The organism is Amycolatopsis sp. NPDC101161 (assembly GCF_044768185.1).
GTDB lineage: Bacteria > Actinomycetota > Actinomycetes > Mycobacteriales > Pseudonocardiaceae > Amycolatopsis.
Genome location: NZ_JBIWPI010000001.1, coordinates 2,064,323 through 2,087,391 on the forward strand (window position 1 = coordinate 2,064,323; position 23,069 = coordinate 2,087,391).

Genomic DNA, 23,069 nt, shown 5'->3' on the forward strand with positions numbered 1-23,069 from the left:
CGTTCTTGCTGTCGGGTCCAAAAAACCTCAAAACCGTCATCTTTTGGGGGTTGTGGGGGGGTGGGTGTTTTCGCCCGCCGCGGGGGCCGCGGGGGGGGGGGGGGGGCCCGCCCCCCGGGGCCCCCCCCCCCGCGACTCCCTACTTCTTCAGCCCGTGCTCGATCGCCTCGATGATCCGCGGCCGCAGCTCGGCCGCCGAGATGATCGCGTCCACCGAGCCGACCTCCACCGCTCGCTGGATGCTGTGGACCTTGTCGAACTCCGCCGCGATCTCGCTGACCTTCTCCGCGCGGACCGACGACTGGACCTCGGCCAGCTGCGTGCTCAACGCCGCCCGGGAAGGCGCGTCGGCCGCGGCGACCCGGGCCTGCAGCTCGGTCACCCGCGGGTCGTTCGCCGTGCGCTTGGCCACCTCGCCCGCGAACACCACCGCCGCCGCCGGGGCGCCGCCCAGCACCGACGCGAACGAGCCCTCGAGGGCCAGCACCGTCATGTTCGGGTTGAGCGCCTTGGAGAACACCACGAACGCGCCGCCGTGGTAGCGCGAGATCACGGTGAACACGATCGGGCCCTCGAAGTTGACGATCGCCCGGCCGATCTCCGCGCCGTACTCCAGCTGCAGCTTGCGCAGCGACTCCGGCGAGCCGTCGAAGCCCGACAGGTTCGCCAGCACCACCAGCGGCCGGTTGCCCGACGCCGCGTTGATCGCCCGCGCCGTCTTCTTCGACGACCGCGGGAACAGCGTGCCCGCGGTGTAGGTGTCCGGGCCGTCGGTGGGCGGGAAACCGCGGCGGGGGACCGACCGCGACTCGATGCCGACCAGGCAGACCGGGCGCCCGCCGATGTGCACGTCCTGCACCGCGGACGTCTCCGCGTCGGCCATGCCCGCCCAGCGCTCCAGCACCGGGTGGTCCTGGTCGGACAGCGCGCGCATCACCGTGCGGATGTCGAACGGCTTCTTGCGGTCCGGGTTGTGCTCGGCCGAGAAGATCTCGCCGACCGTCGTGAAGTCGCTGCCGACGATCGCGTGCGGGAACGCCGAGACGTCCCGGTCGACCGGGTCGTTCGTGCCCACCTTGCGCGGCCCGGCCTCACCCGGCACCACGTACGTGTGGTCGTAGTGCGCCATCAGCACTTCGCGCGCGGCCGGCAGGGTCGGCGCCCAGTACTGCGCCTGGCCGTTCGGGCCCATCACGCGGTCGTAGCCGCCGATGCCGAAGTTGTCCTCGGCCGACACGCCACCCGAGAAGTCCAGCGCCTGCTTGCCGGTCAGCACCATCGCCGAGTCCGGCGTCATCACAAGGACGCCCTTGGTGTGCATGAGCATCGTGGCTTCGGCGTTCCAGTACGGCTGCGCGCCGACGTTGATGCCGTTGACCACGATGTTGATCTCGCCGCCGTCCTGGGTGAACGTGACGATCCGCTTGAGCGCCGCGGCGACCCAGTCCATGTTCTCGGTGCCCGAGGACATCGAGATCCGCGCGCCCGACGACAGCGCGAACCACTCCAGCGGCACCTGCATCCGCTCGGCCAGGTCGAGCGCCGCGATGACGCGCGAGCACTCCGGCTCCGACAGCGCGCCCAGCGACTTCGTCGGGTCGCCGAGCAGCACGACCCGCGTGACGCCCTCGGGGTGCCGCGTGGTCGGCGTCGTGACGACGCCGGCGACGATCGCCGCGCTGTTGTTGCCCTTCGGCCGGTCCACCGGGACCAGGACGCCCGCGGAGTCCAGGTCGTGCTCGGTGAAGGTACCTTCGGCGCCGGCGAGCAGCTCGGTCAGCTCGTACGGGTAGACGTTGCCGCGCCGCGCCGCGCGCAGCACCTTCAGGCGGTAGTCGTCGAGCGGCTTGACCGGCTCGGTCGACGGCGGCCCGACGTGCAGCCGCGCGCCCTGGCTCGGGTCGAAGGTGATCCGGACGGCCAGCTCGGTCAGCTTGCCCGCGTCGGTGCGCCGGCGGGCCAGGAACTGGACCTCCTCCAGCCCGGCGCCCACCGAGGTCGGCAGGATGCGCTGGACGAGGGTGTTCAGCTCGTCGGTGGTCAGGTCCGTCTGCGGCCAGACGTACATCATGATCCGGTTGGTGTCGAACCGCTTGTTCTGCGGCCGCTGCGCCTGGATGTTGCGGATCGCGTCGAGGCACGCGGTGACGGCGTCCTCGAGCGCGGGCAGCGCGACCAGCCGGCCGTCGGCCTCGCGCAGCGGCGTCAGGTCGCGGACCTGGCCCATCGCGATCAGCCGCTCGTCGGCCGGGTTGCTCTTCGCCACGGCCTTGAAGAGGTAGATCTCCTCGTCCGCCGACGGCAGCCGGGTGAGGTCGAACTCGTGCAGCCGTTGCAGCTGCAGGCGCTGCGCGATCTGCGGGTGCAGGCCGCGGATCAGCCGGTCCTCGGCGAACCCGTCGCCGTCGCGGCGGAACGTGAAGTGGTGGTGCATCACCGCGCCACCGGTGCCGGCCACGGTGACCACGATCCGGCGCACGCTCGCCGGCACCCCGTGCTCGGCCAGCAGCGCGCCGAGCCGCTCGGCGGTCGCGTCGACGTCCGGCTGGTCCTCCCAGCGCAGGTACAGGTCGGCGACGACGCCGTCGGTGGCCACCTCGCCGAGCGCGCGCAGCGCGTCGGGCAGGGCGGTGAAGTCGACGGCCGTGGTGACCAGCGGCAGCGCGCCGTCCGGGGTGTTCAGCTCGGCGGTCAGCCAGCGGCAGCCGCCCGCGTCCCGCACCGCGACGCCGGACAGCCGGCGGTTGCCGTAGTAGCGGCGGGTCAGGACCTCCAGCAGCGGCGCGTGGTCGCGGCCCGGGCGGCCGATCCGCTGCCCGATCAGCCGGACCAGGGGCTGCGAGCCGGTGATCATGGCCTGGATCCGCTCGGCGCGGTCCGGCGCGTCCGGGTGCTGGTCGAGGTAGCTCAGCTCGGTGCGGACGGCGGCGTAGACCTCGGCGCGGTTGCGGCGCAGCAGCGGCTGGGCGAACCAGCGGAAGACCACGCCGCGGGCCAGGTCGGACACCGCGGGGAAGCGGACCTGCGTGGCCTCGACGACGTGCTCCAGCGTCCGGCCGGCGCGGTCGCTCAGCGCCTCCGCCGGCGGCGGCCCGGTCAGCCACTGCCGCAGCAGCTCGGAGACGACGGCGACGTCGGCCGAAGTCCGTTGCTGCGCCAGGAAGATCCGGAAGACCGCGGCCTCCAGCGCCGGCGTGCGCTCCAGGTCGGTGACGCCGTAGTGGCCGAGGACCTTGGTCAGCTTGGCCTGGAAGCCTTCGGTGACGCCGGCGCGTTCGACGTCGAGGCTCTGCAGGTAGCTGTGGAAGAACTCGCGCGGGCTGTGCACCGCGCCGTTCGGGACGGTGTCCTCGCCGCCCGGGGTGTTGCGGCTCAGCTCGGACAGGTCGGCGAAGACGGTGAGCAGCTCCAGCTCGCCTTCGACCGGACGGCCGCCCAGCTCGGTCCGCGCCGCGACGTACGCCGCCAGGACGCGCTTGCGCTCGCCCGGGTCGACGTCGAACCCGAGCAGTAGGCTGCGCAGGTCCTGCAGGCCGCGCTCGACGCGGGCTTCGGCGGAGACGCCCGCCGGCTCGGCCGGCAGGTCGATCTCGACGGTCTCGGTCTCCTCGGCGACCTCGTCCTCGGCGCCGTCGGCCAGGGGCTCCAGCCGCATCAGCGGCGCGCCGGTCTCGACCTGGCTGCCGACCGACACCGGGCACTCGCGGACGCGGGCGCGGAACGGCGCGCGCAGCACCGTCTCCATCTTCATGCTCTCCAGCACGAGGATCGGCGCGTTCGCCTCGACCTCGTCGCCGACGGACAGCGGCGTCGCGACGACCAGCGCGGGCGCGGGGGAGCGCACGACGCCGCCTTCGTCGCGGCTGACGCGGTGGGTGACGCCGTCGACCTCGACGAGGTGGATCGGGCCGTGCGTGGCCGCGACGAGGCGGAAGCCCTGGCCGTTGACCCGGATCCGGCCGCTGTGGGCGTCGAAGCGGTCGATCTCGACGTCGGCGTGGTGCACCTCCGACGTCCCGGCCGAAACGCCGACGCGGAAGCGCTTCTGCCCGATGCGCGCGACGCTGACGCGGTAGCCGACGCCGCGGAGCTTGAGGTCGAGCGGCCGGCCGGTCTCGTGCTGGACCTGCGGGCGCCCGCCGTGCGCGGTGGCCAGCAGGCGCTGGACGGAGACCTCTTCCTCGTCCTCGTAGGCCTCGATGGCGGCCGCGGCGAGCGCGACGGCGGAGTGCCGGTGGGTGACCAGGCGGCCTTCGGCGCGGACGCGGTCGATCCAGCCGGTGTCGGCGCTGGCGTCGATGACCTCGGGCTGGTCGAGCAGCTCGAGCACGAAGCTCTTGTTGGTCGCGCCGCCCTCGATGATGACGGTGGTCTCGGCCATCGCGCGGCGCAGGCGGCCGAGCGCCTCGTCGCGGTCGCGGCCGTAGGCGATGATCTTGGCGATCATCGAGTCGAAGTCGGCCGGGATGGTGTCGCCTTCGCTGACGCCGGTGTCGACGCGGATGCCCGGGCCGGCGGGCAGCGCCAGCCGCGCGATGCGGCCGGGGGAGGGCGCGAAGTCGCGGTCGGGGTCTTCGGCGTTCAGGCGCGCTTCGACGGCGTGGCCGAGCTCGGCCGGCTGCTCGCCGGCGAGCTTGCCGCCGCCGGCGACGTGCAGCTGCAGCCGGACCAGGTCGGTGCCGGTGGTGATCTCGGTGATCGGGTGCTCGACCTGCAGGCGGGTGTTGACCTCGAGGAAGGCGAACAGCTTCTCGCCGGGGTGGTAGAGGAACTCGACGGTGCACGCGCCGCGGTAGCCGACGGCGACCGCGAGCCGCTCGGCCGACGCCTTGAGCTCGGCGGTCTGCTCGGGCGCGAGGACGGGGGAGGCCGACTCCTCGATGATCTTCTGGTTGCGCCGCTGCACCGAGCAGTCGCGCACGCCGAGCGCCCACGCCGTCTCGCCGTCGGAGATCACCTGGACCTCGACGTGCCGGGCGCCGGTGACCAGGCGCTCGAGGAACACGACGCCGGAACCGAAGGCGCGCAGGGCTTCCTGGCTGGTGCGCTCGTAGGCGTCGGCGAGGTCCTCGCCGGAGGCGACCATGCGGATGCCGCGCCCGCCGCCGCCCGCGGTGGCCTTGAGCATCAGCGGGTAGCCGATCTGCTCGCCGGCCTTGAGCGCGTCCTCGAGGGTCGCGACCTCGCCGCGGCTCCACGGCGCGACGGGCACGCCGACCTCTTCTGCGATCAGCTTCGCGCCGATCTTGTCGCCGAGCTTGCGCATCGCATCGGCGCTCGGCCCGACGAAGGTGACGCCGACCTTCTCGCACAGCTCCGCGAAGGCCGGGTCTTCGGCGACGAAGCCCCAGCCGACCCACGCGGCGTCGGCCTTCGTCTCGACGAGGGCCTGCTCGAGCTTGGCCAGGTCGAGGTAGGGGCGGGCCGAAGCGGGCCCCAGGTCGTAGGCCAGATCGGCCTCACGGACGAAGGTGGCGGTGCGATCGGCGTCGGTGTAGAGGGCGACCGTCTCGATCTTCGTGCCGGTTTCCGCCGACAGATCCCGGACGGCGTGGATGAGCCGCATCGCGGCCTCTCCGCGGTTGACGATGGCGACACGATTGAACACCGGCTGAGCCTCCCAAGTACCCACGCACAGAAGGCGACGCACCTGTCCTGGGGCGTCGCCTGCACCTGTCTACACCCTGCTGGATTACCGCCGGGTAGACCAATGTCCGCCATGGCGCATGCCGAGGCGGCTGCGTTGTGGACACCCCACAAAAAGCGACCCGCGCCACACCGCGGGGGCCGCTTTTCTCGCGAGGACTGCCACAAAGCACGCTGCGCAGCTTACGGCGGCGACGGGTGGGGAAACATCCGGTGACGCGGAAGTACGGGCCCCTGTTCGCGGGCCCGGCGGCAGGGGTCAGGAAGCCAGCAGGACGTCCGGGTCGAGGACCTGGCCCAGCTCCCGCCGTTCGGCTTCCGACAGCGGGACCGCCGCGACGCTGCACCGGCCGTCCGGGCCCGGGGCGGTGGTGATGGCCAGCACCGGCTGCCCGTCGATCTCCCGCAGGGTCACCCGGCCGCCGCAGGAGAGGTCCACGCTGACGCCGGGCCGGTCGCGATGCCGGCCCAGCCACCGGCTGACGAAGTCGAAGGTCATCGCGGTCTCCCCTCGGTAGCGCACTCCCCCTGAAGCACAGGTGTCGGTGGTTAATGCCCCGGATACCTCCCGGTTACACCCGAACGGGGGGAGAAATCGGCCATGATGGCCAAATGAAACTGGGGCAACTGGCCGCGACCGCGCGGGACCTCTTCACCGCCAAGCTGGTCTACGGCGATCCGGTCGAGCGGGACGGGGTCGTGGTGATCCCCGCCGCCGCGGTGTTCGGCGGCGGCGGTGGGGGCGCGGACGACAGCGACGCGCTGCCCGTGCGCGAAGGTGCCGGGTTCGGGGTGTTCGCCCGGCCCGCCGGGGCCTTCGTCGTCCGCGGGGACGCGGTGACCTGGGTGCCGGCCGTCGACCGCACGCGGCTCGGGCTGGCCGCCGCCGTCACCGTCGTCGCGCTCGCCAAGATCCTCTCGCGGCGCTGACCCGACGGCGGAAGTTCACCGCCGGTTCGCGCCGCCGTTCGCGTCGCTCACCTAGCGTCGGGGCGTCTTTCGATGCGGAGGTACGCATGAGCTCTGGGAACTTCAGCCGGCGCGCGCTGCTGGCGGGCGGGGTGGCGACGGCGGCGGGGCTGCTCCCGGGCGTCGCGTTCGCGGACCAGCCGGGCGGTACCGGCAGCCAGACCCGGACCGTCACCGGCACGCTGAAGCCGGACGTCCCGGACTGGTACTACCTGCCCGTCGACGTCCCGCGCGGGGTGCGGCAGATCGACGTCGTCTACTCCTACGACAAGCCGCCGGTGCCCGCCGGAACGCGCGGGAACGCCTGCGACATCGGGATGTTCGGCCCGGAAGGCCACGAACTGGGCAACGCCCGCGGCTTCCGCGGCTGGTCCGGCGGCTTCCGCGACCGGTTCTCGATCAGCGCGTCCGAAGCCACGCCGGGCTACCTCGCCGGGCCGATCGAGCCGGGCCGCTGGCACGTCATCCTCGGCCCGTACACGGTCGCGCCGCAGGGGCTGAACTACAAAGTGGACATCACGCTCACCTTCGGGCCCGACGCGGCGCCGTTCGTGCCGAAGCCGGCCCCTGAGTCCGCGCCCGCCCGCGAGCGCGGCCGCGCCTGGTACCGCGGCGACAGCCACCTGCACACCGTCTACTCCGACGGCCGCCGCACCCCGGACCAGCTGGTCGCCGACGCGCGCGCCGCGGGTCTCGACTTCATCGTCTCCACCGACCACAACACGTCCAGCTCGCAGCTCGTCTGGGGCAACTACGCCACCGACGACCTGCTGATCCTCAACGGCGAAGAGGTGACGACGCGGTCCGGGCACTGGCCCGCGATCGGCCTGCCCGCGGGGACCTGGATCGACTGGCGCTACCGCGCGGCCGACCCGCGGGACTTCCGCCGCTTCACCGACCAGGTGCACCGCGCGGGCGGCCTGGTCACGGCCGCGCACCCGTTCGCCAACTGCTTCGGCTGCACCTACGAGTTCGCGTACGAGATCGCCGACCTGGTCGAGGTCTGGAACGGCCCGTGGACCCAGGACGACGAGGCCAGCGTCATCCATTGGGACGGGCTCCTGCGCGGCGGCCGGTTCATCCCGGCGATCGGCGACTCCGACGCGCACAACCCCGACCAGCGCGTCGCGCTGCCGCACACCGTGGTCCTCGCCGATCGCCTGCGCCGCAAGGAACTCCTCGAGGGGCTGAAGGCGGGCCGGTCGTGGCTGGCCGAGTCGTCGGCGGTCCAGCTGGACTTCACGGCGTCCGGCGGCGGCCGCACGGCAGGGATCGGCGAGCGGCTGCCCGCGGGTACGGGCACGCCGGTGACGGTGCGCGCGGTGGTCGGCGGCGTCCCGGGCACGACGGTGACGTTCCTCGACCAGCTCGGCCCGGAGCACACCGAGACGATCGGCGACGGCGGTGCGGCGACGGTCACGTGGACGACCTACCCGCGCTACTCGCGGTGGGTGCGCGTCGAGGTGCGCCGCCCGTCCGGGGGTCCGAACACGACCCAGCCGAACGCGATGGTCGCGATGTCCAATCCGATCTTCCTCGGCGCCGACGGCTGAACAAGCGTCACGGAACCTCCGCCCGGTGCGCCGCGTCCTGCCTTTGGCAGACTGGTGCGAACGGGTGAGAGCGGGGCAGGGTGCGCGGGTGTGGGCTGAAGGTGGCGATCTTCCTGGGGGCGGTCGTCGTGCTGACCGCGGGGATCGTCGTGGTGGCGGTGCTGACGCGCAGCCCGGTGCGGACGCCGGGCTGCACCGTGGCGCTGCCCGGCCAGCAGTCCTACACGTTCACGCCCGAGCAGATGGACAGCGCCGCGACGATCGCGGGCGTCGGGACGAAGCTCGGCCTCCCGCCGCACGCGGCCACGGTCGCGCTGGCCACGGCGTTGCAGGAGTCGAAGCTGCGCAACCTCGAGGGCGGTGACCGCGACTCGGTCGGGCTGTTCCAGCAGCGGCCCAGCCAGGGCTGGGGCACGGTCGCGCAGCTGCGCGACCCCGTGTACGCGGCGACGGCGTTCTACGAGAAGCTCGAGAAGCTGCCGGGCTGGGAGACGCTGCCGATCACCGAGGCGGCCCAGGAGATCCAGCGCTCGGGCGTCCCGGACGCGTACGCGCAGTGGGAGCCGCAGGCACGCGCGATGGCGGCGGCGTTCGCCGGCCAGTTCCCGGGGGCGTTGACGTGCCGCAACCTGACGCTGGCGGCCCCCGGCGACTTGGCGGCGGTCGCGACGGCGGAGCTGGGCACGGCCCGGTTGAGCGGCGCGCACCCGGCCGCGCAGGGGTGGGCGTACGCGTCCTGGCTGGTCGGCCGCGCGGAGGCGCTCGGGGTGGACAAGGTGAGCTTCGCGGGACAGACGTGGACGGCGGAGTCCGGGGCCTGGGGCCAGGACTCCGCCGCCGGTCAGGACCTCGCGCTGCACCAGGCCCCGGCGGCCCGGCCCAGCCAATGACCGCCTACGGCACCAGGATCGCGCGGCCGCGGATGCGGCCGGCGTCGAGGTCGTCGAGCGCCGACTGGAACTCCTCCAGCCGGTAGCGCGCCGTGTGCAGCTTGACCCGGCCCCGCGCCGCCAGCACCATCAGCTCGCCCAGGTCGTTGTACGACCCCACCAGGTTGCCGATCAGGTTGATCTCCGTCGAGATGATGTCGATCGTCGGGACGTCGATGTTCTCGCCGTAGCCGACGACGTGGTAGTCACCGGCCCGGCGCAGCATCGCGATCCCGTCGCGGGTCGCCCCGCCTTCGCCGACGAAGTCGATCACCGCCTCGGCGCCGTGGCCGCCGGTCAGGTCGAGCACCTCCGTGACGTGCGAGCCGCCCGCGACCACGCCGTGGTCGGCGCCGATCGACACCGCCAGTTTCACCGCGTCCGGGTTGCGGTCGACGACGATCAGCTCCGCCGCCGAGATCGCCTTGAGCACCTGGATCCCGATGTGCCCGAGCCCGCCCGCGCCGATCACGACGCACTTGTCGCCCGGACGCAGCCGCCGCGCCGCCTTCGCCGCCGCGTGGTACGCCGTCAGCCCGGCGTCGGCCAGCGCCGCGACGTCCGCCGGCTCCAGGGAGTCGTCGAGCTTGACGACGCTGCGCGCCGACGTCTTGAGGTAGTCCGCGTACCCGCCCGCGGTGTCGATGCCGGGGAACTGCGACTGCTCGCAGTGGACGTCGTCGCCGAAGCGGCACGCCCGGCACAGCCCGCACGTGATGAGCGGGTGCACGATCACCTTGTCGCCCTCGGCGACGTTCGTGACCGCGCTGCCGACCGCGTGCACCCAGCCCGCGTTCTCGTGCCCGATCGTGTAAGGCAGCGTGACGCCCGACTTCTCCTTCCACTGCCCTTCCAGGATGTGGAGGTCGGTGCGGCAGACGCCGGCGCCGCCGATCCGCACGATGACGTCGTACGGGCCGGTGACCTCCGGCTCGGGCACGTCGGTCATCTTCAACGGCGAGCCGTACCCGACGACCTGGACCGCTTTCATGCTGAAACCTCCACAGTGGACTCGGGGTAACGGGTGCGGAGCAAGCCGCGGCAGAAGTGCGAGTTGCCCTCGATGGAGATCCGGACCGACCGGGCGAACCGCAGCCGCAGCGGGATTTCCTCGCGGGGGAACGGCGTTCCGTCGTGGTCGACCAGCACGGGCGCCGCCGGGTCGTCCGGCAGCCCGAGAGCCGCGCGGCGCCGGAGCAACGCCTGGGAGGAGGCGGCGTCCGGCAGGTCCGCGAGGGTGACGCCGTGCAGGTCGACGTGCTCGTCGGCCCGCAGCAGCACGGTGAGCGCACGTTCCATCGCCGCCTGGTGGGCCTTGCGGCGGAACGTCGCCCGCAGCTCCTCGAGGTCCTGGTCGGCTTCGTGGCCGAACGTGCCCCGGTAGCCGGCGTCGGCGGCGAGACCGGCGTTGATGAGGTCCGAGTCGTGGTGGTCGTCCAGCTCCACCACGACCTCAGTCGTCCACGGCAGCGCGGTCAGCACGTCTTTGGCGTCCGACGCCATGAGGTAAGCGAAGTTCGGCGCGCAGAACGACGTCGGAAGTCGCAAGTGGACGGTCACCCGACCGCCGTCCACGGTGAGCGACTTGACGAAGCCGAGGTCGGTGATGGGCTCGTCCAGTTCCGGGTCGAGAACCGCGTCCAGCGCGGTGTAGGCGTCCATGTCAGGCAACCGAAACCGCCTGCGGCTCGATCGGAGCCAGCCGGAGTTCCGCCGGCACCGGGATGTCGTACATCGCCGCCGCGTTGAGGCCGAGGATCTTCTTCTTCTGGTCGACCGTCAGCGGTGCGTACTCCGGCATGTCCTCGGGGATCTGGAAGTCGACGAACCGCTCGATCAGCCAGCGGGGCGTCCAGAGCGCGTAGTCGCTGGAGAACTGGATGCGGTCCTCGTCCAGCCAGTACAGAAGCTCGCCGATGATCTGCGCGAAGTACCGCGGCCGGGTGTGGATGAACGGGATGGCGACCGCGAGTCCCGCGTGGACGTTCGGCTCCTGCGTCGCGATCCAGCAGAAGTCCTCCAGCCGCGGCAGCCCGCAGTGCTCGACGACGAAGTTGAGGTCGGTGAAGTCGGTCGCCGCGTGGTCGACGTCGGCGACGTCGAAGGCGTCGCGGTCGAGCGGCCGGATCGTCGGTCCTTTGTGGACGTGGATGTTCTTGATCCCGAGCTCTTGGCAGGCCTCGAAGTACTTGTACGTCCACTTGTCGTTGAGCTTGTAGCCGCGTGAATCGCCCTGCCACTCGGCCGTGTAGAGCTTGACGCCCTTGAGCTTGAACCGTTCGGCGTCGCGTCGCAGCCGGTCGATCCCGGCCTGCTCGAAGCGCGGGTCGAAGAAGTGGTTGTAGGTCAGCTTGCCCTCGTGCTTCTGCGTCAGCGCGAAGGCTTCCTCGGTCTGCCCGAAGCCGTTGTTGTAGAACGCGCCGAGGTAGGCGGGCTGGAAGATCGCGTGGTCGACGTACCCGTTCTCGAACAGGTCGCGCATCAGCCGCTCGCCGCCCTGGTAGAGGTAGTCCTCGTACGGCCACACCTCGGACTCGGGGCTGAGGTTGCGGTGGTAGTCGTAGAAGCAGTCGATGAACTGCTTGCCGTGGATGTTGCGCTGGTTCTCCGGGCGCGCGTCCCAGAGCGCCACGTGCGCGTCCACGATGAAGTACGTCTCGCCGTCCTTGCTGTACATGCGGTCCTCCACTGTCGGCACGGTGCAGGCGACGCTAGGGACGTCGGGGCTGGTCAGGGAGCCGTCCGGTGTCTCGATATGAGACAGCTCGGGGCCGCCGTCACCCGGGCGGCGGACGTAGGCTGGACGGAGTCCGACGCAGCGGCGCGTTCCGGGAGGTCCGGGTGGAGAACCCGCAGGTGTACGTCACGCGGTCGTTCGACGCGGCCCGGCTGCGGGCGTCCTGGCAGCGCAGCGAGCGCTACGGCGTCCCCGAAGACGAGGTCCTGCCGGTGTTCTCCGGCGCGGTCGACACCGGGTCGCTGCTGTACGAGTGCGGCACCGAGGTACTGCGCGGCCTGCAGGCGACGCTGGCCAACGAGCCGATCAGCCTGATGATCACCGACAGTGAAGGCCTGGTGCTGAGCCGGCTGTGCACGGACGCGTCGATCAACCGCTCGCTCGACAAGGTGCACCTGGCGCCCGGGTTCTACTTCGCCGAGAGCAACGCGGGCACCAACGGGCTGGGCCTGGCGCTCGCCGACCGGGCGCCGTCGCTGGTCCGGGCGAGCGAGCACTACTGCACCGACCTGCGCGGCTACACCTGCGCGGCGGTACCGGTGCTCGACCCGCTCACCGGGTCGCTGGCCGGCAGCGTCAACCTGACGACCTGGTCGGAGCAGTCGTCGGAGCTGCTGCTGGCGCTCGCGCAGGCCGCCGCCGGGAACACCGCGGCGCTGATGCTGGCTCGCGCGTCCGGGCGGATCGCCCGGCCGACCCCGCGCGGCGAGGTCTTCCGCGTCTACGCCGACCGCGTCGACCCCGGCGACCGGCCGCGGCTGTCAGCCGCTTGGACCACCGCGGTCGCCGAAGCGCGGACGGCGTTCGGCGCCGGCCGTGTCGTCGCGGTCGTCGGCGAGCCGGGGGTGGGGAAGACGGCGCTGGCGTCGCTGGCGCGGCGGGAGCTGCGCCCGCGCGAGCGCGTCCTGAACGCGCGCCCGCCCGCTCCCGACGACGTCGACACCTGGCTGACGCTGTGGACGCCCGAGCTGGCCAAGGACGGCACGTGCGTGATCGTCTCCGGCGTCGAAGCCCTGCCGGCGTGGGCGGCGGAGGAGCTGGCGCGGCGGTTCGCCGAAGTCCGCGGCGCCGGGCCGTCGCCGTTCGTGCTCACCGCCGGGGACGCGGGTTCGCTGCCCGCGCCGCTGCGGCCGCTGGTCGACCTGGTGGTCGAGGTGCCGGCGCTGCGGTTCCGGCCGGACGACGTCCTCCCGCTGGCCCACCACTTCGCCCGCCGCGACCGCGGGCGGGACGTCACGTTCACGTCGGCGGCTTCGCGGGCCTTGACGGCTTACGACTGGCCGGAGAACGCGAAGCAGCTTCGTCGGGTTGTGCGCGAAGCGGCTTCGCGGTCGGATGTGGTGGATACGGCGCATCTGCCGGCGGAGGTGTTCAGCGGGGTGGGACACCGGTTGAGCCGGCTGCAGGCGATGGAGCGCGACGAGATCGTGCGGTGCCTGTCCGAGCCCGGGGCGACGGTCGTGCAGGCGGCCGCGAAACTCGGCATGGGCCGGGCGACGCTGTACCGCAAGATGGCGCAGTACGGGCTCAACGCGCGGCAGCTGAAGTCCTAGGCCGGGCCCGGGCAGGCGCGCGGCGGCCGGTGGCGCGGGCGGACGGCGTGGGTCTCCAGCCGGAGCCGTGGGCGGCGCGGTCAGCGCGCGGCGGCGGTGGCCGGAGCCGGGGTCCGGGTCGACTGGGCCCAGCGGACCGCCGGGCCCATCGCGGCGCCCGCGGCCAGGAACACCGCGCCCAGCAGCAGCCACCCCGGGAGGCCCCACCCGATCACCACCGTGCTCAGCAGCACCGGCCCGACCGCGCGCGCCACCGACACTCCCGTGCCGAAGAACCCCTGGTACTGCCCCTGCCGGTCCGCCGGCGCGAGCGCGAAGCCGATCTCCCACGTGCCCGCCGACTGCAGCATCTCGCCGAACACCTGCACCAGCGCGCCCACGACCAGCACCGCGAACGCCGTCCACGGCGACGTCCCGGCCGCCGCCAGCGCGAAGGCCACGCACGACGCCAGGAGCAGCACGCCGGACCGGCGGACCATCCGCGCCGCCGCGCCGATGCTCGCCAGCCGGCCCGCCACGCGGACCTGCAGCAGCACCACCACGACCGTGTTGAGCACGAACAGCGCGGAAACCGTCCAGCCCGGCGCGGCGGTCCGCTCGACGATCCACAGCGGGATCGCGACGCTCAGCAGCGGCATCCGCAGCAGCAGGACCGCGTTCAGCAGCGTGACCAGCGCGTACGGCCGGTCGCGCAGCACGGCCAGCTTCGGCTCGCCGGTGCGCGGGACCGACGCCGCCACGGGCGGGAGCGCGAGCATGAGCCCCGCCGTCACGACGAAGGCCGCGGCGTCGAGCGCGAAGACCGTGAGGTACGCCGACGCCGTGTCGGCCGAGAGGGCGAGGCCGCCCAGTCCGGCGCCGACGGCGAGCCCGGCGTTGCCCGCCGACTGCAGCTGGGCCCGGATGCGCGTCCGGCGTTCCGGGTCGGCCAGCGCGGCCAGCAGCGCCTGCCGGACGGCGGCCAAGCCGGTCTGGCAGCTGCCGTAGAGGCACGCGGTGAGCGCGAACAGCAGGGGCGTGCGCACGAACGGGAACACGAGGATCGACGCGCTCGTCGCCAGCGCCAGCAGGATCGCGCAGCCGCGGGCGCCGTGGCGGTCGGCGAGGTGGCCGAGCGGCACGCCCGCGACCGAGCCCACCGCCCAGCCGAGCGTGAGGCCGAGCCCGACCTGCGCCGGCGTCAGCCCGGCGACCCGCGTGAAGAACAGGACCGAGCAGGTCAGGAAGGCGCCGTCGCCGAGCGAGCCGGCCAGCTGGGCGGCGGCGAGCAACCGGGCGGGGCGATCCTGGGTGAGCGTCATGGACCTACCGTAGATCGGGACTTGGCCCGATCCCAGATCCAATTCCCTCGAATCGGATTGGGCCAATGTAGGCTCGCCGGATGGACTTCCACGTCAGCCTGGCCGGGCGCGGCGACCTGTCCGTCCGGATCTACCGGCAGCTGCGCGACGCCGTGCTGGACGGCCGGCTGCGGGCGGGGGAGCGGCTGCCGCCGACGCGGGAGCTGGCGCGGCGGCTGGCCGTCTCGCGCAACACCGTCGCGGTCGCCTACGACCGGCTGACCGCCGACGGCTTCCTCACCGGCCGCGTCGGCGCCGGGACGTACGTCAGCGGTTCGCTGCCCGCGCCGAAGCCGCGTAAAGCACCCTCGCCGCGGGGTCCGCAGCCGAAGGCGATCTGGCGCTCGCTGCCGTCGCCGGCCGCCCCGGTGGCGCGGACGCCGGAGTTCGACTTCCGCGTCGGCGTTCCCGACGCCGCGTTGTTCCCCCTCGAGACGTGGCGGCGGCTGCTCGGGCGGGAACTGCGGACCGGCTCCGCGCACTACGTCGACCCGGGCGGCCACGCGGGGCTGCGCGCGGCGATCGCCCGGCACGTCGGTGTCTCGCGTTCGGTGCGCGCCGACGCGGACGACGTGCTCGTCACCCAAGGCGCGCAGCAGGCCCTCGACCTGCTGTGCCGGGTGCTGCTGTCGCCGGGCGACCGCGTCGCCGTCGAAGAACCCGGCTACCGGCAGGCGCGGCTGTTGTTCGCCTCGCACGGCGCGGAAGTCGTCGGGGTGCCGGTGGACGGCGAAGGCCTCGACGTCGAGGCGCTGCCGTCGCGGACGAAGCTGGTGTACGTCACGCCGTCGCACCAGTTCCCGCTCGGCACACCGATGTCGCTGGCCCGCCGCACGGCGCTGCTGGCGTGGGCCGCGCGGGCGGACGCGGTCGTCGTCGAGGACGACTACGACAGCGAGTTCCGGTTTTCCGACCGGCCCCTGGAGCCGCTGCAGAGCCTGGACCGCGGCGGGCGGGTGGCGTACGTCGGGTCGTTCTCGAAGACGCTGCTTCCCATGCTGCGCTTGGGTTTCCTGGTGGCTCCCGCGTCGTTGCACGAGGCCTTGCGCACCGCGCGCCAGCTGTCGGACTGGCACGGCGACGTGCCGGCCCAGGCGGCGCTGGCCCGGTTCGTCGACGAGGGGCTGTTCGCCCGCCACATCCGCCGCGCGACGAAGGTGTACGCGGAGCGCCACGAGTGCCTGGTGTCCACTGTGGACCGCCGGTTCGCGGGCCGGCTGCGGGTGGTGCCGTCGGCGGCGGGGCTGCACGTGTGCGCGCTGGCCGACACCGACCTCGAGCCGATCGCCGCGCGGGCGTCAGGGGCGGGGGTGGCGGTGCAGACGCTGTCCGACCTGTGCGGCGGGTCGCCGTCGCCGGGCCTGGTCCTGGGCTACGGCTCGATCCCGGTGGAGAGGATCGACGCCGGCCTCGCGGCGTTGGATGCCGCCTGGGGCTCGACCTAAAGCTACTCATGTCGGGTTCGCTAACCGATTCGATGTGAGGACCGGAGTGCCGTAACAGGATGCGGCGCAGGCGCGACTTCGTGCTGCGAAGGAGCGATGATGAGAGCAAATGGCGTTCGTGTGAGAATCGCGTGTACTGCGCTGGTCGTGAGCTTGGGGACGATGAGCTGCGGCGTCAACTCGACAAAGATCGATACTTCTGCAGAGGCGGGGTCGTCTTCGATTGCCGCGCCTTCGTCGAGCGCCGGTCCGGCGGCCGAGCGAATCACCTTCGAGGGGTACACCTATGAGGTAGCGCCTGCCGACATCGTTCGCCAGGTCGACAACATCGCTCCGGGATATGCGGCGCCCCACCCCACCTTCCGCGTTTCACTCGTCAGCCCCACCGACCGAGGTGCGAAGCTTTTCACGGACTTCAACGCGCATTTCCGGTTGGCCTACCGCAGGGCAGTGTTGAATGGTGCACTGGACGTCTATGGTGCTTCGTACGACCTTTCGACGTGTCAGGATGTTCCCCAGTTGCCGGACTTCTGCGTGTTCAACCTTCTGGTGGAGCCCGGTAGCAGGTCGGCTCGGCCGGCCCCCTACGACTCGACGTTGACCGACGCCTCCGGTGGCTATCTGCAGAATGCGTACGCGTGGATCAGTGTCGACAGCCCGGTCTACATCCGGACGACCGGAGACGTCATCATGCGTGACGCATACCAGCCTTCCGATTTCGCTCTGCTTTACTTGAATTACCGGCCGAACGAGGTGCCGACCGTGGACGACATGGTCATCGTACGGGACTAAACCTGCTGCTTCGCGCCTTCGGCGGCCATTGCCTGGGGCTCGACGTAGTGGTCGACCCGGCGGCGCGCGGCGATGAGCAGCCCGCCCGCCGATGTAGCCACCGCCGTGGCCAGGACCAGCAGCCAGCCGTGGCGGAAGTCCGTCAAGTCCGGTGTTCCCGCGAAGATCGCCACCAGCACCGCGGTCCCCAGGACCGTGCCGATCTGGCGCGTCGTGTTGACCATCGACGAGCCCGCGCCCCAGCGGGGCGGGGGCAGGACCGTGCCGACCACGCCCGACAGGCTCGGCAGGATCAGCCCGACCCCGATGCCGGTGAGCAGCTGGCCGGGCAGCATCGAGGCGGCGTAGTCGGGCGTCGATCCCATGCGCAGCAGCCAGATCAGCGCGCCCGCGCCGAACGAGACGCCGCCGAGGGCGACCACCGGGCCCGGGCCGAAGCGGTGCACGAACCGGCCGCCGAGGATCGACACCGGCACCACCATCAGCGGTCCGGGGGCCAGCGACAGCCCGGCGACCAGGATCGAGTCGTGCCAGACCGACGTCAGGAACAGGACGTTGCCGAACAGCATCGCGGCGAACCCGGCCGCGAACACGCCGGTCGTCACGCACGCCAGCCACAGCGTCGGGACGCGCAGTGCGGGCAGGTCCAGCACCGGCACGGCGTGCCGCGCCGAGCGCAGCGGCACCCAGGCCAGGGCGACGACGGCGATCGCGAAGGCGAGCAGGACTTGCCCCGCGGCCCAGCCGTGGTCGGGCGCTTCGACCAGCGCGTAGGCGAGCGCGCCGACGCCGGCGAGCAGGCCCGCCGCGCCGAGCAGGTCCGGGACGCCGGTGGTCGTGTCGCGCGACTCGCGCAGCACGCGCGGGCCGGCGAGCAGCGTCAGCGCGCAGATCGGCAGGTTCACCAGGAACACCCAGCGCCACGACGCCTCGACGAGCAGGCCGCCGACGGGCGGCCCGAGCGCGGCGGCCGCGGCGCCGACGGACGCCCACACCCCGACCGCCATCGGCCGCCGGTGGGCCGGGAACGCGGTCAGCAGCAGGGCCAGCGACGTCGGCATGACGAGCGCGGCGCCCACGGCCTGCACGGCCCGGAAGGCGATGAGGAGCGGAATCGACGGCGCGGCGGCGCAGGCGGCCGAGGCGAGCGTGAAGACGGCGACGCCGAGCAGGAACAGCCGCTTCCGGCCGTACCGGTCGGCCAGCCGCCCGGCGGGCGCGAGGCAGGCCGCGAACAGGACGGTGTAGCCGTTGAGGACCCAGGAGAGCGTGGCGAGGCCGTCGCCGGGGAAGGCGGCCCGGATGCCGGGGAACGCGATCGTGACGATGAACGTGTCGAGGCTGGCGAGGAACGCCGCCGTCGAGACGACCAGCAGCACGAGTCCGGGCTTCGGCGCGGTGGCGGTCATGGTCCTCCTAGGTTTGAAAACGCAACCTACCCGGACCAGGTCGGTCTCAACAAGAGACTGACGTCACGCGGCGGCGGCCCGCTCCTCCGCCCTCGCCTTGATCGCCGCCAGCGTGTGCTCGATCGACCGCACGTTGTACCCCGGCCGGTCGGCCCGCCCGGTCACCCGCGGCCCCATGAACTTCCGGACCACCCAGCTGCCGATCCGGTACCAGTTCTCCGTCACCCGGCAGCCCGCCGCCGCCGGGGTCAGCACGTACTCCCACCTCGACACCCGCGAGCCGATCGGCGTCCGCACGTCGAACGCGAACCGGCGGTTCTCCTCGAACGCCACTACGCGAACCCGCGTCCACCACCGCAGGTCGCCGTTGCGGTTGCGGCCGCGGAAGCGCGCGCCGAGACCGGGCTCGTCCAGCCAGCGGCCGCCGATGTTCTCCGGGCTCAGCTCGCCCATGCGGGGCAGGTCGGTCACCCACGACCACACCGTGCCCGCGTCGGCCGGGACGTCGATGGCGCGCGAAATCGTCGGTTCCACGCCTCGACGGTGACAGCGCCGCCGCGCACCCGGCAAGGGGTTCCCGTGGAGTCCGCAGCGGAGGAGAGTCGGGGGTGGAAAAACTCCCGCGCGGAACCGGGTTGCCGACCGCGGGTTCTGGGTATCTCGCGCGCGGAGGAGTGTCCCTACACGGAGGGTGCGGTGGTCAGCGTGATCCCGATCGAGGTGGTGGGAATGGCCGTCCCGGTGCCCGGGGAGGCACCGCTGATGCTGCTGCGGGAGCCGGACGGGGCCCGCCGCTGGCTGGCGATCATGATCGGGTACGGCGAGGCCGAGGCCCTCGTGCGGGCGCGCGAGCAGATCGCGCAGCCGCGCCCGGGCACCATCGAGCTGCTCGGCGACGTGCTGGCGGCGTTCGGCCAGGGGGTCGCCGCCGTGGAGCTGACCGAGGTGCGGGACGGGATCTTCTACGCCGATCTCGTGCTCGTCGACGGCACCCGCGTGTCGGCCCGCCCCAGCGACGCCGTCGCGCTCGGCCTGCGCCAGGGCGCCCCGATCAGCGTCGCCGAAGAGGTGCTCGACGTCGCGTCCGTGCAGCTGGAGGTCGAGCAGGAGGCCGAAGGCCCGGCCGCCGACCTGCTGGACACCGAGGCCGAGGTCGCCCGCTTCCGCGCCGAACTCGACGGGCTGCGGCCCGAGGACTTCGGCGACCTGTAGAGAATCGTCTCCCGTACCGAACCGACGGGAGAGCGATGCCGGACTTCGCGACGAGCACCGAACCGCACCGGCGCGAGCTGCTGGTGCACTGCTACCGCATGCTGGGCTCGGTGCACGAGGCCGAAGACCTGGTGCAGGAGACGCTGGTCCGCGCCTGGAAGGCGTGGGACGGCTACGACCCGGCCCGCGCGTCCGTGCGCACCTGGCTCTACCGGATCGCGACCAACGCCTGCCTGACGGCCCTCGAAAGCCGGGCCCGGCGGCCGCTGCCGTCGGGTCTCGGCCGCCCGAGCGACGACCCGGCCGCGCCGCTGACGCCGTCGTTCGAGATCCCGTGGCTGCACCCGTTCCCGGACGCGCGCCTCGACGACCCGGGCCTACGCCTGGCCCGGCGCGGCACGCTGCGGCTGGCGCTGCTCGCGGCGATGCAGACGCTGCCGGCCAAGCAGCGCGCGGTCCTGATCCTGCGCGACGTCCTGGAGTTCAGCGCGGCGGAGGTGGCCGGCTTCCTGGAGACGACGGCGGCCGCGGTCAACAGCGCCCTGCAGCGCGCCCGCGCGGGCCTCGGCGGCCTGACCGCCGACGCGGTTCCGGAGCCGGACGACTCGGCGGTGGAGGCGGTCCTGGACCGCTACGTCCGCGCGTTCGAGTCCGCCGACGTCGCGGGCCTGGTCGAGCTGCTGACCGGGGACGTCGTGATGGAGATGCCGCCGGTGCCACTGTGGTACCTCGGCCCGGAGGGCTACGGCCGGTTCCTGGAGCGGTTGTTCGCGATGCGCGGCCGCGACTGGCGCATGACGCGCGCGGCCGCGAACGGGCAGCCCGCGCTCGTGGCCTACTGCCGCGACGACGCCGGGGCGTACCGGCTGCACACCCTGCAGGTGTTCACGGTGTCCGGCGGGCGGGTGGCGCACAACGTGGTGTTCGCCGACCCCGCCGTGCTGGCGCTGTTCGACCTCCCGGCCGTGCTGCCCTGAGTCCACTGTAGACACCGCTCGTCGGGTCGTCGCGCACTCGGATCCGGCTCCGGTGTCGGCGAAAATTCGACAGGGTTACCTGTTCAGTCTATCCTGTCGATATGACTTCGAAGAAGGCCGAAGCCGCCGCGGCCGCGCAGACCCTGCGCGTGCTCGTCGGCCGGCTGCGGCGGCAGATGATGGACGCGACGGCGGTCGGCGGCCTGACCTCCGCGCAGGCCTCGGCGCTCGCCCGGCTCGCGAAGCTGGAGCCGGCGACGGCGAGCGTGCTGGCCGGCGCGGAACGGGTGCGCCCGCAGTCGATGGCCGCGACGGTGGCCGCGCTGGAGAAGCTCGGCCTGGTCCGCCGCGAGGACGACCCCGAGGACGGCCGCCGCCAGCTGATCTACTTCACCCCCGAGGGGCGCGCCTACGGCCAGGGTGCCCGCGCCTCGCGGCACGAGTGGCTGGCCCGGACCCTCGCCGAGCGGCTCAGCGACGACGAGCTCGCCGTGGTCACCGAGGCGCTCGCCCTGCTCGGCCGCGTGGTCGAGCCGTGACCACGCGCGCGGGGACGCGGGACGGGTTCGACCGGAAGCTGCTGGCCCCGCTCGTTTCGGGCGCGGTGCTGAACCCGGTCAACTCGACCATCATCGCGGTCGCGCTGGTGCCGATCGGCGTCGCGTTCGGCGCGCCGGCGTCGGCGACCGCGTGGCTGATCTCCGCGCTGTACCTCGCCACCGCCGTCGGGCAGCCGGTGGCCGGGCGGCTCATCGACGCCTACGGGCCGCGTCCGGTGTTCCTCCCGGCGACCGCGCTGGTCGGCCTGGCCGGGGTGCTCGGCACCCTCGCCCCGAACCTGGGGTGGCTGATCGCCGCCCGGGTCCTCCTCGGCTTCGGCACGTGCGCCGGCTACCCGGCGGCGATGCGGCTCATCCGCGACGAGAGCGACCGCACCGGCCGCGACAGCCCCGCGTCCGTGCTCACCGTGCTGGCCATCTCCACCCAGACGATCTCGGTGATCGGGCCCGCGCTGGGCGGCCTGCTGATCGGCGTCGGCGGCTGGCGCGCGCCCTTCGCGCTCAACGTCCCCATCGCGCTGGCCGCGTTCGCCCTCGGCGCCCGCCGGTTCCCCAAGACGCCCAAGCCGGCGGCCAAGGGCTCGTTCGACCTCGACCTGCCGGGCATGGCGCTGTTCGCGGGCTCGCTCGTCGCGTTGCTGCTGTTCCTGATGCACCCGGGCGCGGGGGACTGGTACCTGGCGGCCATCGCCGCCGCGGGCGCGGCGGGCTTCGCGGTGCGCGAGCTGACCTGCGCCCGCCCGTTCATCGACCTGCGGCTGCTCGGGCGCAACGGCCCGCTGCTGCGGACCTACGGCCGGGCGCTGCTCGCCTACGTCATCGCGTACAGCTTCCTCTACGCCTACACGCAATGGCTCGAGCACGGGCGCGGCCTGTCGGCGGCCGAGGCCGGGCTCGCCACGCTGCCGCTGTTCGCGACCGGGATCCTCGTGGCGCTCGTCAGCGGACGCCGCGAACAGGTGCGCGGCAAGCTCGTCGTCGCCGCGCTCGGGCAGCTCGCCGGCTGCGCGCTGCTGCTGACGCTGGACTCCTCGGCCGCCGTCTGGCTGCTCGTCGTGGTCGCTCTCGTGGCCGGGATCCCGCAGGGGCTCAACAGCCTCGCGCTTCAGAACTCTGTGTACCGCCAGGCGAATCCCGCCGACATCGGCGCGTCCGCCGGGCTGCTGCGCACCTTCGGCTACCTGGGCGCGATCGTGTCCTCCGCGCTGCAAGGCGCTTTCTACGGACCCGCCGCCGAAACCGGCGGCCTGCACGACCTCGCGCTGCTCCTGCTCGGCATCGGCGTGGTCTTCCTCGCCGTCACCGTCTTCGACCGAGCCCTGTCGAAGACCACCACCCCACCCGGAAAGGACGAAACCCGTGCTTGACCCGAACCGCACCGCCCTGCTCGTGATGGACTACCAGGAGGGGATCGTCGGGCAGCTGCCCGACACCGGCCCGCTGCTCGACCGCGTCGCCGGCGTCGTCGAGGACGTCCGCGGCCGCGGCGGGCACGTCGGCTGGGTGCGCGTCGCCCTCGAGGACACCGAGTTCGACGCGATCCCCGAGACGAGCATGTTCGCCCCGATCGCCGCTTCCGCCGACCTCCGCGCGGCGATGCACGCGGACGCTCCGAGCACGCAGATCCATTCGAAGCTCACTCCGCACGACGACGACATCCAGGTGCGCAAGATCCGCGTCGGCGCGTTCTCCACCACGGACCTCGGGCCGCAGCTGGAGAAGCGCGGGATCACCACCCTGGTCCTCGCCGGGCTCAGCACCAGCGGCGTCGTGCTGAGCACCGTCCGCGAAGCGATGGACCGCGACTACCGGATCGTCGTCCTGCGCGACGCCTGCGGCGACCGCGACCAGGCGACGCACGACTTCCTGACCGGCACGGTGTTCCCGCGCACCGCCACGGTCGTCGACGTGGCCGGGCTCGGCGACCTGTGGGGCGTCCAGTAGGTT

The 23,069-nt window shown here is 72.7% G+C and carries 18 protein-coding genes and 1 pseudogene; 11 read left to right on the forward strand and 8 right to left on the reverse strand.

The window, feature by feature from the left end; translation table 11 throughout:
• Window positions 1-139: 139 nt before the first annotated feature.
• Together ACIRSS_RS10110 and ACIRSS_RS10115 are read right to left on the reverse strand one after the other, a co-directional pair.
• Window positions 140-5,608, reverse strand: a complete 5,469-nt coding sequence (locus ACIRSS_RS10110) for a biotin carboxylase N-terminal domain-containing protein (RefSeq protein ID WP_400892904.1) — start codon at window positions 5,606-5,608, stop codon at window positions 140-142.
• A gap of 297 nt (window positions 5,609-5,905) precedes the next feature.
• On the reverse strand, window positions 5,906-6,145 hold the full coding sequence (locus ACIRSS_RS10115; RefSeq protein WP_400892907.1) for a hypothetical protein: 240 nt from the start codon (window positions 6,143-6,145) through the stop codon (window positions 5,906-5,908).
• Window positions 6,146-6,258: 113 nt separating this feature from the next.
• On the opposite strand from ACIRSS_RS10115, the gene ACIRSS_RS10120 reads away from it, so the two are divergent.
• The 3 genes from ACIRSS_RS10120 (at window position 6,259) to ACIRSS_RS10130 (ending at window position 9,058) form a co-directional block, all read left to right on the forward strand.
• A complete protein-coding gene (locus ACIRSS_RS10120) occupies window positions 6,259-6,576 on the forward strand; it encodes a hypothetical protein (RefSeq protein WP_400892909.1) in 318 nt (105 codons plus the stop codon).
• An 86-nt stretch (window positions 6,577-6,662) separates the two neighbouring features.
• A complete protein-coding gene (locus ACIRSS_RS10125; protein WP_400892911.1) occupies window positions 6,663-8,168 on the forward strand; it encodes a CehA/McbA family metallohydrolase in 1,506 nt (501 codons plus the stop codon).
• A gap of 107 nt (window positions 8,169-8,275) precedes the next feature.
• Window positions 8,276-9,058, forward strand: a complete 783-nt coding sequence (locus ACIRSS_RS10130; RefSeq protein ID WP_400893426.1) for a hypothetical protein — start codon at window positions 8,276-8,278, stop codon at window positions 9,056-9,058.
• A 4-nt stretch (window positions 9,059-9,062) separates the two neighbouring features.
• Here the strand turns inward: ACIRSS_RS10130 and ACIRSS_RS10135 are convergent, their stop codons facing one another.
• Genes ACIRSS_RS10135 through ACIRSS_RS10145 form a run of 3 tightly spaced genes read right to left on the reverse strand, consistent with a single transcriptional unit; the run spans window position 9,063 to window position 11,774 of the window.
• Window positions 9,063-10,088 (reverse strand): NAD(P)-dependent alcohol dehydrogenase, encoded by a 1,026-nt coding sequence (locus ACIRSS_RS10135; RefSeq protein WP_400892912.1) that lies wholly within the window; start codon window positions 10,086-10,088, stop codon window positions 9,063-9,065.
• Window positions 10,085-10,759: an iron-sulfur cluster assembly protein gene (locus tag ACIRSS_RS10140; protein WP_400892915.1), complete on the reverse strand. Its 675-nt coding sequence runs from the start codon at window positions 10,757-10,759 to the stop codon at window positions 10,085-10,087. The genes ACIRSS_RS10135 and ACIRSS_RS10140 overlap by 4 nt, the downstream gene beginning before the upstream one ends.
• 1 nt (window position 10,760) lies before the next feature.
• Entirely contained in the window at window positions 10,761-11,774 is a 1,014-nt protein-coding gene (locus tag ACIRSS_RS10145) for an amidohydrolase family protein (RefSeq protein WP_400892917.1), read from the reverse strand.
• 164 nt (window positions 11,775-11,938) lie between these two features.
• Here ACIRSS_RS10145 and ACIRSS_RS10150 point away from each other — a divergent pair, with 164 nt between their 5' ends.
• Window positions 11,939-13,387, forward strand: a complete 1,449-nt coding sequence (locus ACIRSS_RS10150; protein ID WP_400892920.1) for a helix-turn-helix domain-containing protein — start codon at window positions 11,939-11,941, stop codon at window positions 13,385-13,387.
• A gap of 80 nt (window positions 13,388-13,467) precedes the next feature.
• Here ACIRSS_RS10150 and ACIRSS_RS10155 read toward each other — a convergent pair whose 3' ends face one another.
• Window positions 13,468-14,688, reverse strand: a complete 1,221-nt coding sequence (locus tag ACIRSS_RS10155; RefSeq protein WP_400892922.1) for an MFS transporter — start codon at window positions 14,686-14,688, stop codon at window positions 13,468-13,470.
• A gap of 80 nt (window positions 14,689-14,768) precedes the next feature.
• On the opposite strand from ACIRSS_RS10155, the gene ACIRSS_RS10160 reads away from it, so the two are divergent.
• Complete coding sequence (locus tag ACIRSS_RS10160; RefSeq protein WP_400892925.1) at window positions 14,769-16,172, forward strand: PLP-dependent aminotransferase family protein; 1,404 nt, start codon at window positions 14,769-14,771, stop codon at window positions 16,170-16,172.
• A 147-nt stretch (window positions 16,173-16,319) separates the two neighbouring features.
• Window positions 16,320-16,964: a hypothetical protein gene (locus ACIRSS_RS10165; protein ID WP_400892927.1), complete on the forward strand. Its 645-nt coding sequence runs from the start codon at window positions 16,320-16,322 to the stop codon at window positions 16,962-16,964.
• Here ACIRSS_RS10165 and ACIRSS_RS10170 read toward each other — a convergent pair.
• Window positions 16,961-18,373 (reverse strand): MFS transporter, encoded by a 1,413-nt coding sequence (locus tag ACIRSS_RS10170; protein WP_400892929.1) that lies wholly within the window; start codon window positions 18,371-18,373, stop codon window positions 16,961-16,963. The two genes, ACIRSS_RS10165 and ACIRSS_RS10170, sit on opposite strands and share 4 nt — an antisense overlap.
• Window positions 18,374-18,436: 63 nt before the next feature.
• Window positions 18,437-18,907 (reverse strand): SRPBCC family protein, encoded by a 471-nt coding sequence (locus tag ACIRSS_RS10175; RefSeq protein ID WP_400892931.1) that lies wholly within the window; start codon window positions 18,905-18,907, stop codon window positions 18,437-18,439.
• Between the two features lie 162 nt (window positions 18,908-19,069).
• On the opposite strand from ACIRSS_RS10175, the gene ACIRSS_RS10180 reads away from it, so the two are divergent.
• From ACIRSS_RS10180 to ACIRSS_RS10200, 5 genes and pseudogenes are all read left to right on the forward strand, one after another.
• Window positions 19,070-19,585, forward strand: coding sequence for a bifunctional nuclease family protein (locus ACIRSS_RS10180; RefSeq protein ID WP_400892933.1), 516 nt, complete (start codon window positions 19,070-19,072; stop codon window positions 19,583-19,585).
• 32 nt (window positions 19,586-19,617) lie between these two features.
• Window positions 19,618-20,562: pseudogene (locus ACIRSS_RS10185) on the forward strand (sigma-70 family RNA polymerase sigma factor); the annotation flags it as partial.
• 101 nt (window positions 20,563-20,663) lie between these two features.
• Window positions 20,664-21,101 carry a MarR family winged helix-turn-helix transcriptional regulator gene (locus tag ACIRSS_RS10190; RefSeq protein WP_400892934.1) on the forward strand — a complete coding sequence of 146 codons (438 nt, stop codon included), beginning with the start codon at window positions 20,664-20,666 and terminating at the stop codon, window positions 21,099-21,101.
• Window positions 21,098-22,489 (forward strand): MFS transporter, encoded by a 1,392-nt coding sequence (locus tag ACIRSS_RS10195; protein ID WP_400892936.1) that lies wholly within the window; start codon window positions 21,098-21,100, stop codon window positions 22,487-22,489. The genes ACIRSS_RS10190 and ACIRSS_RS10195 overlap by 4 nt, the downstream gene beginning before the upstream one ends.
• Window positions 22,482-23,066 (forward strand): cysteine hydrolase, encoded by a 585-nt coding sequence (locus ACIRSS_RS10200; protein ID WP_400892938.1) that lies wholly within the window; start codon window positions 22,482-22,484, stop codon window positions 23,064-23,066. Before ACIRSS_RS10195 ends, ACIRSS_RS10200 begins: the two co-directional genes overlap by 8 nt.
• Window positions 23,067-23,069 lie beyond the last annotated feature (3 nt).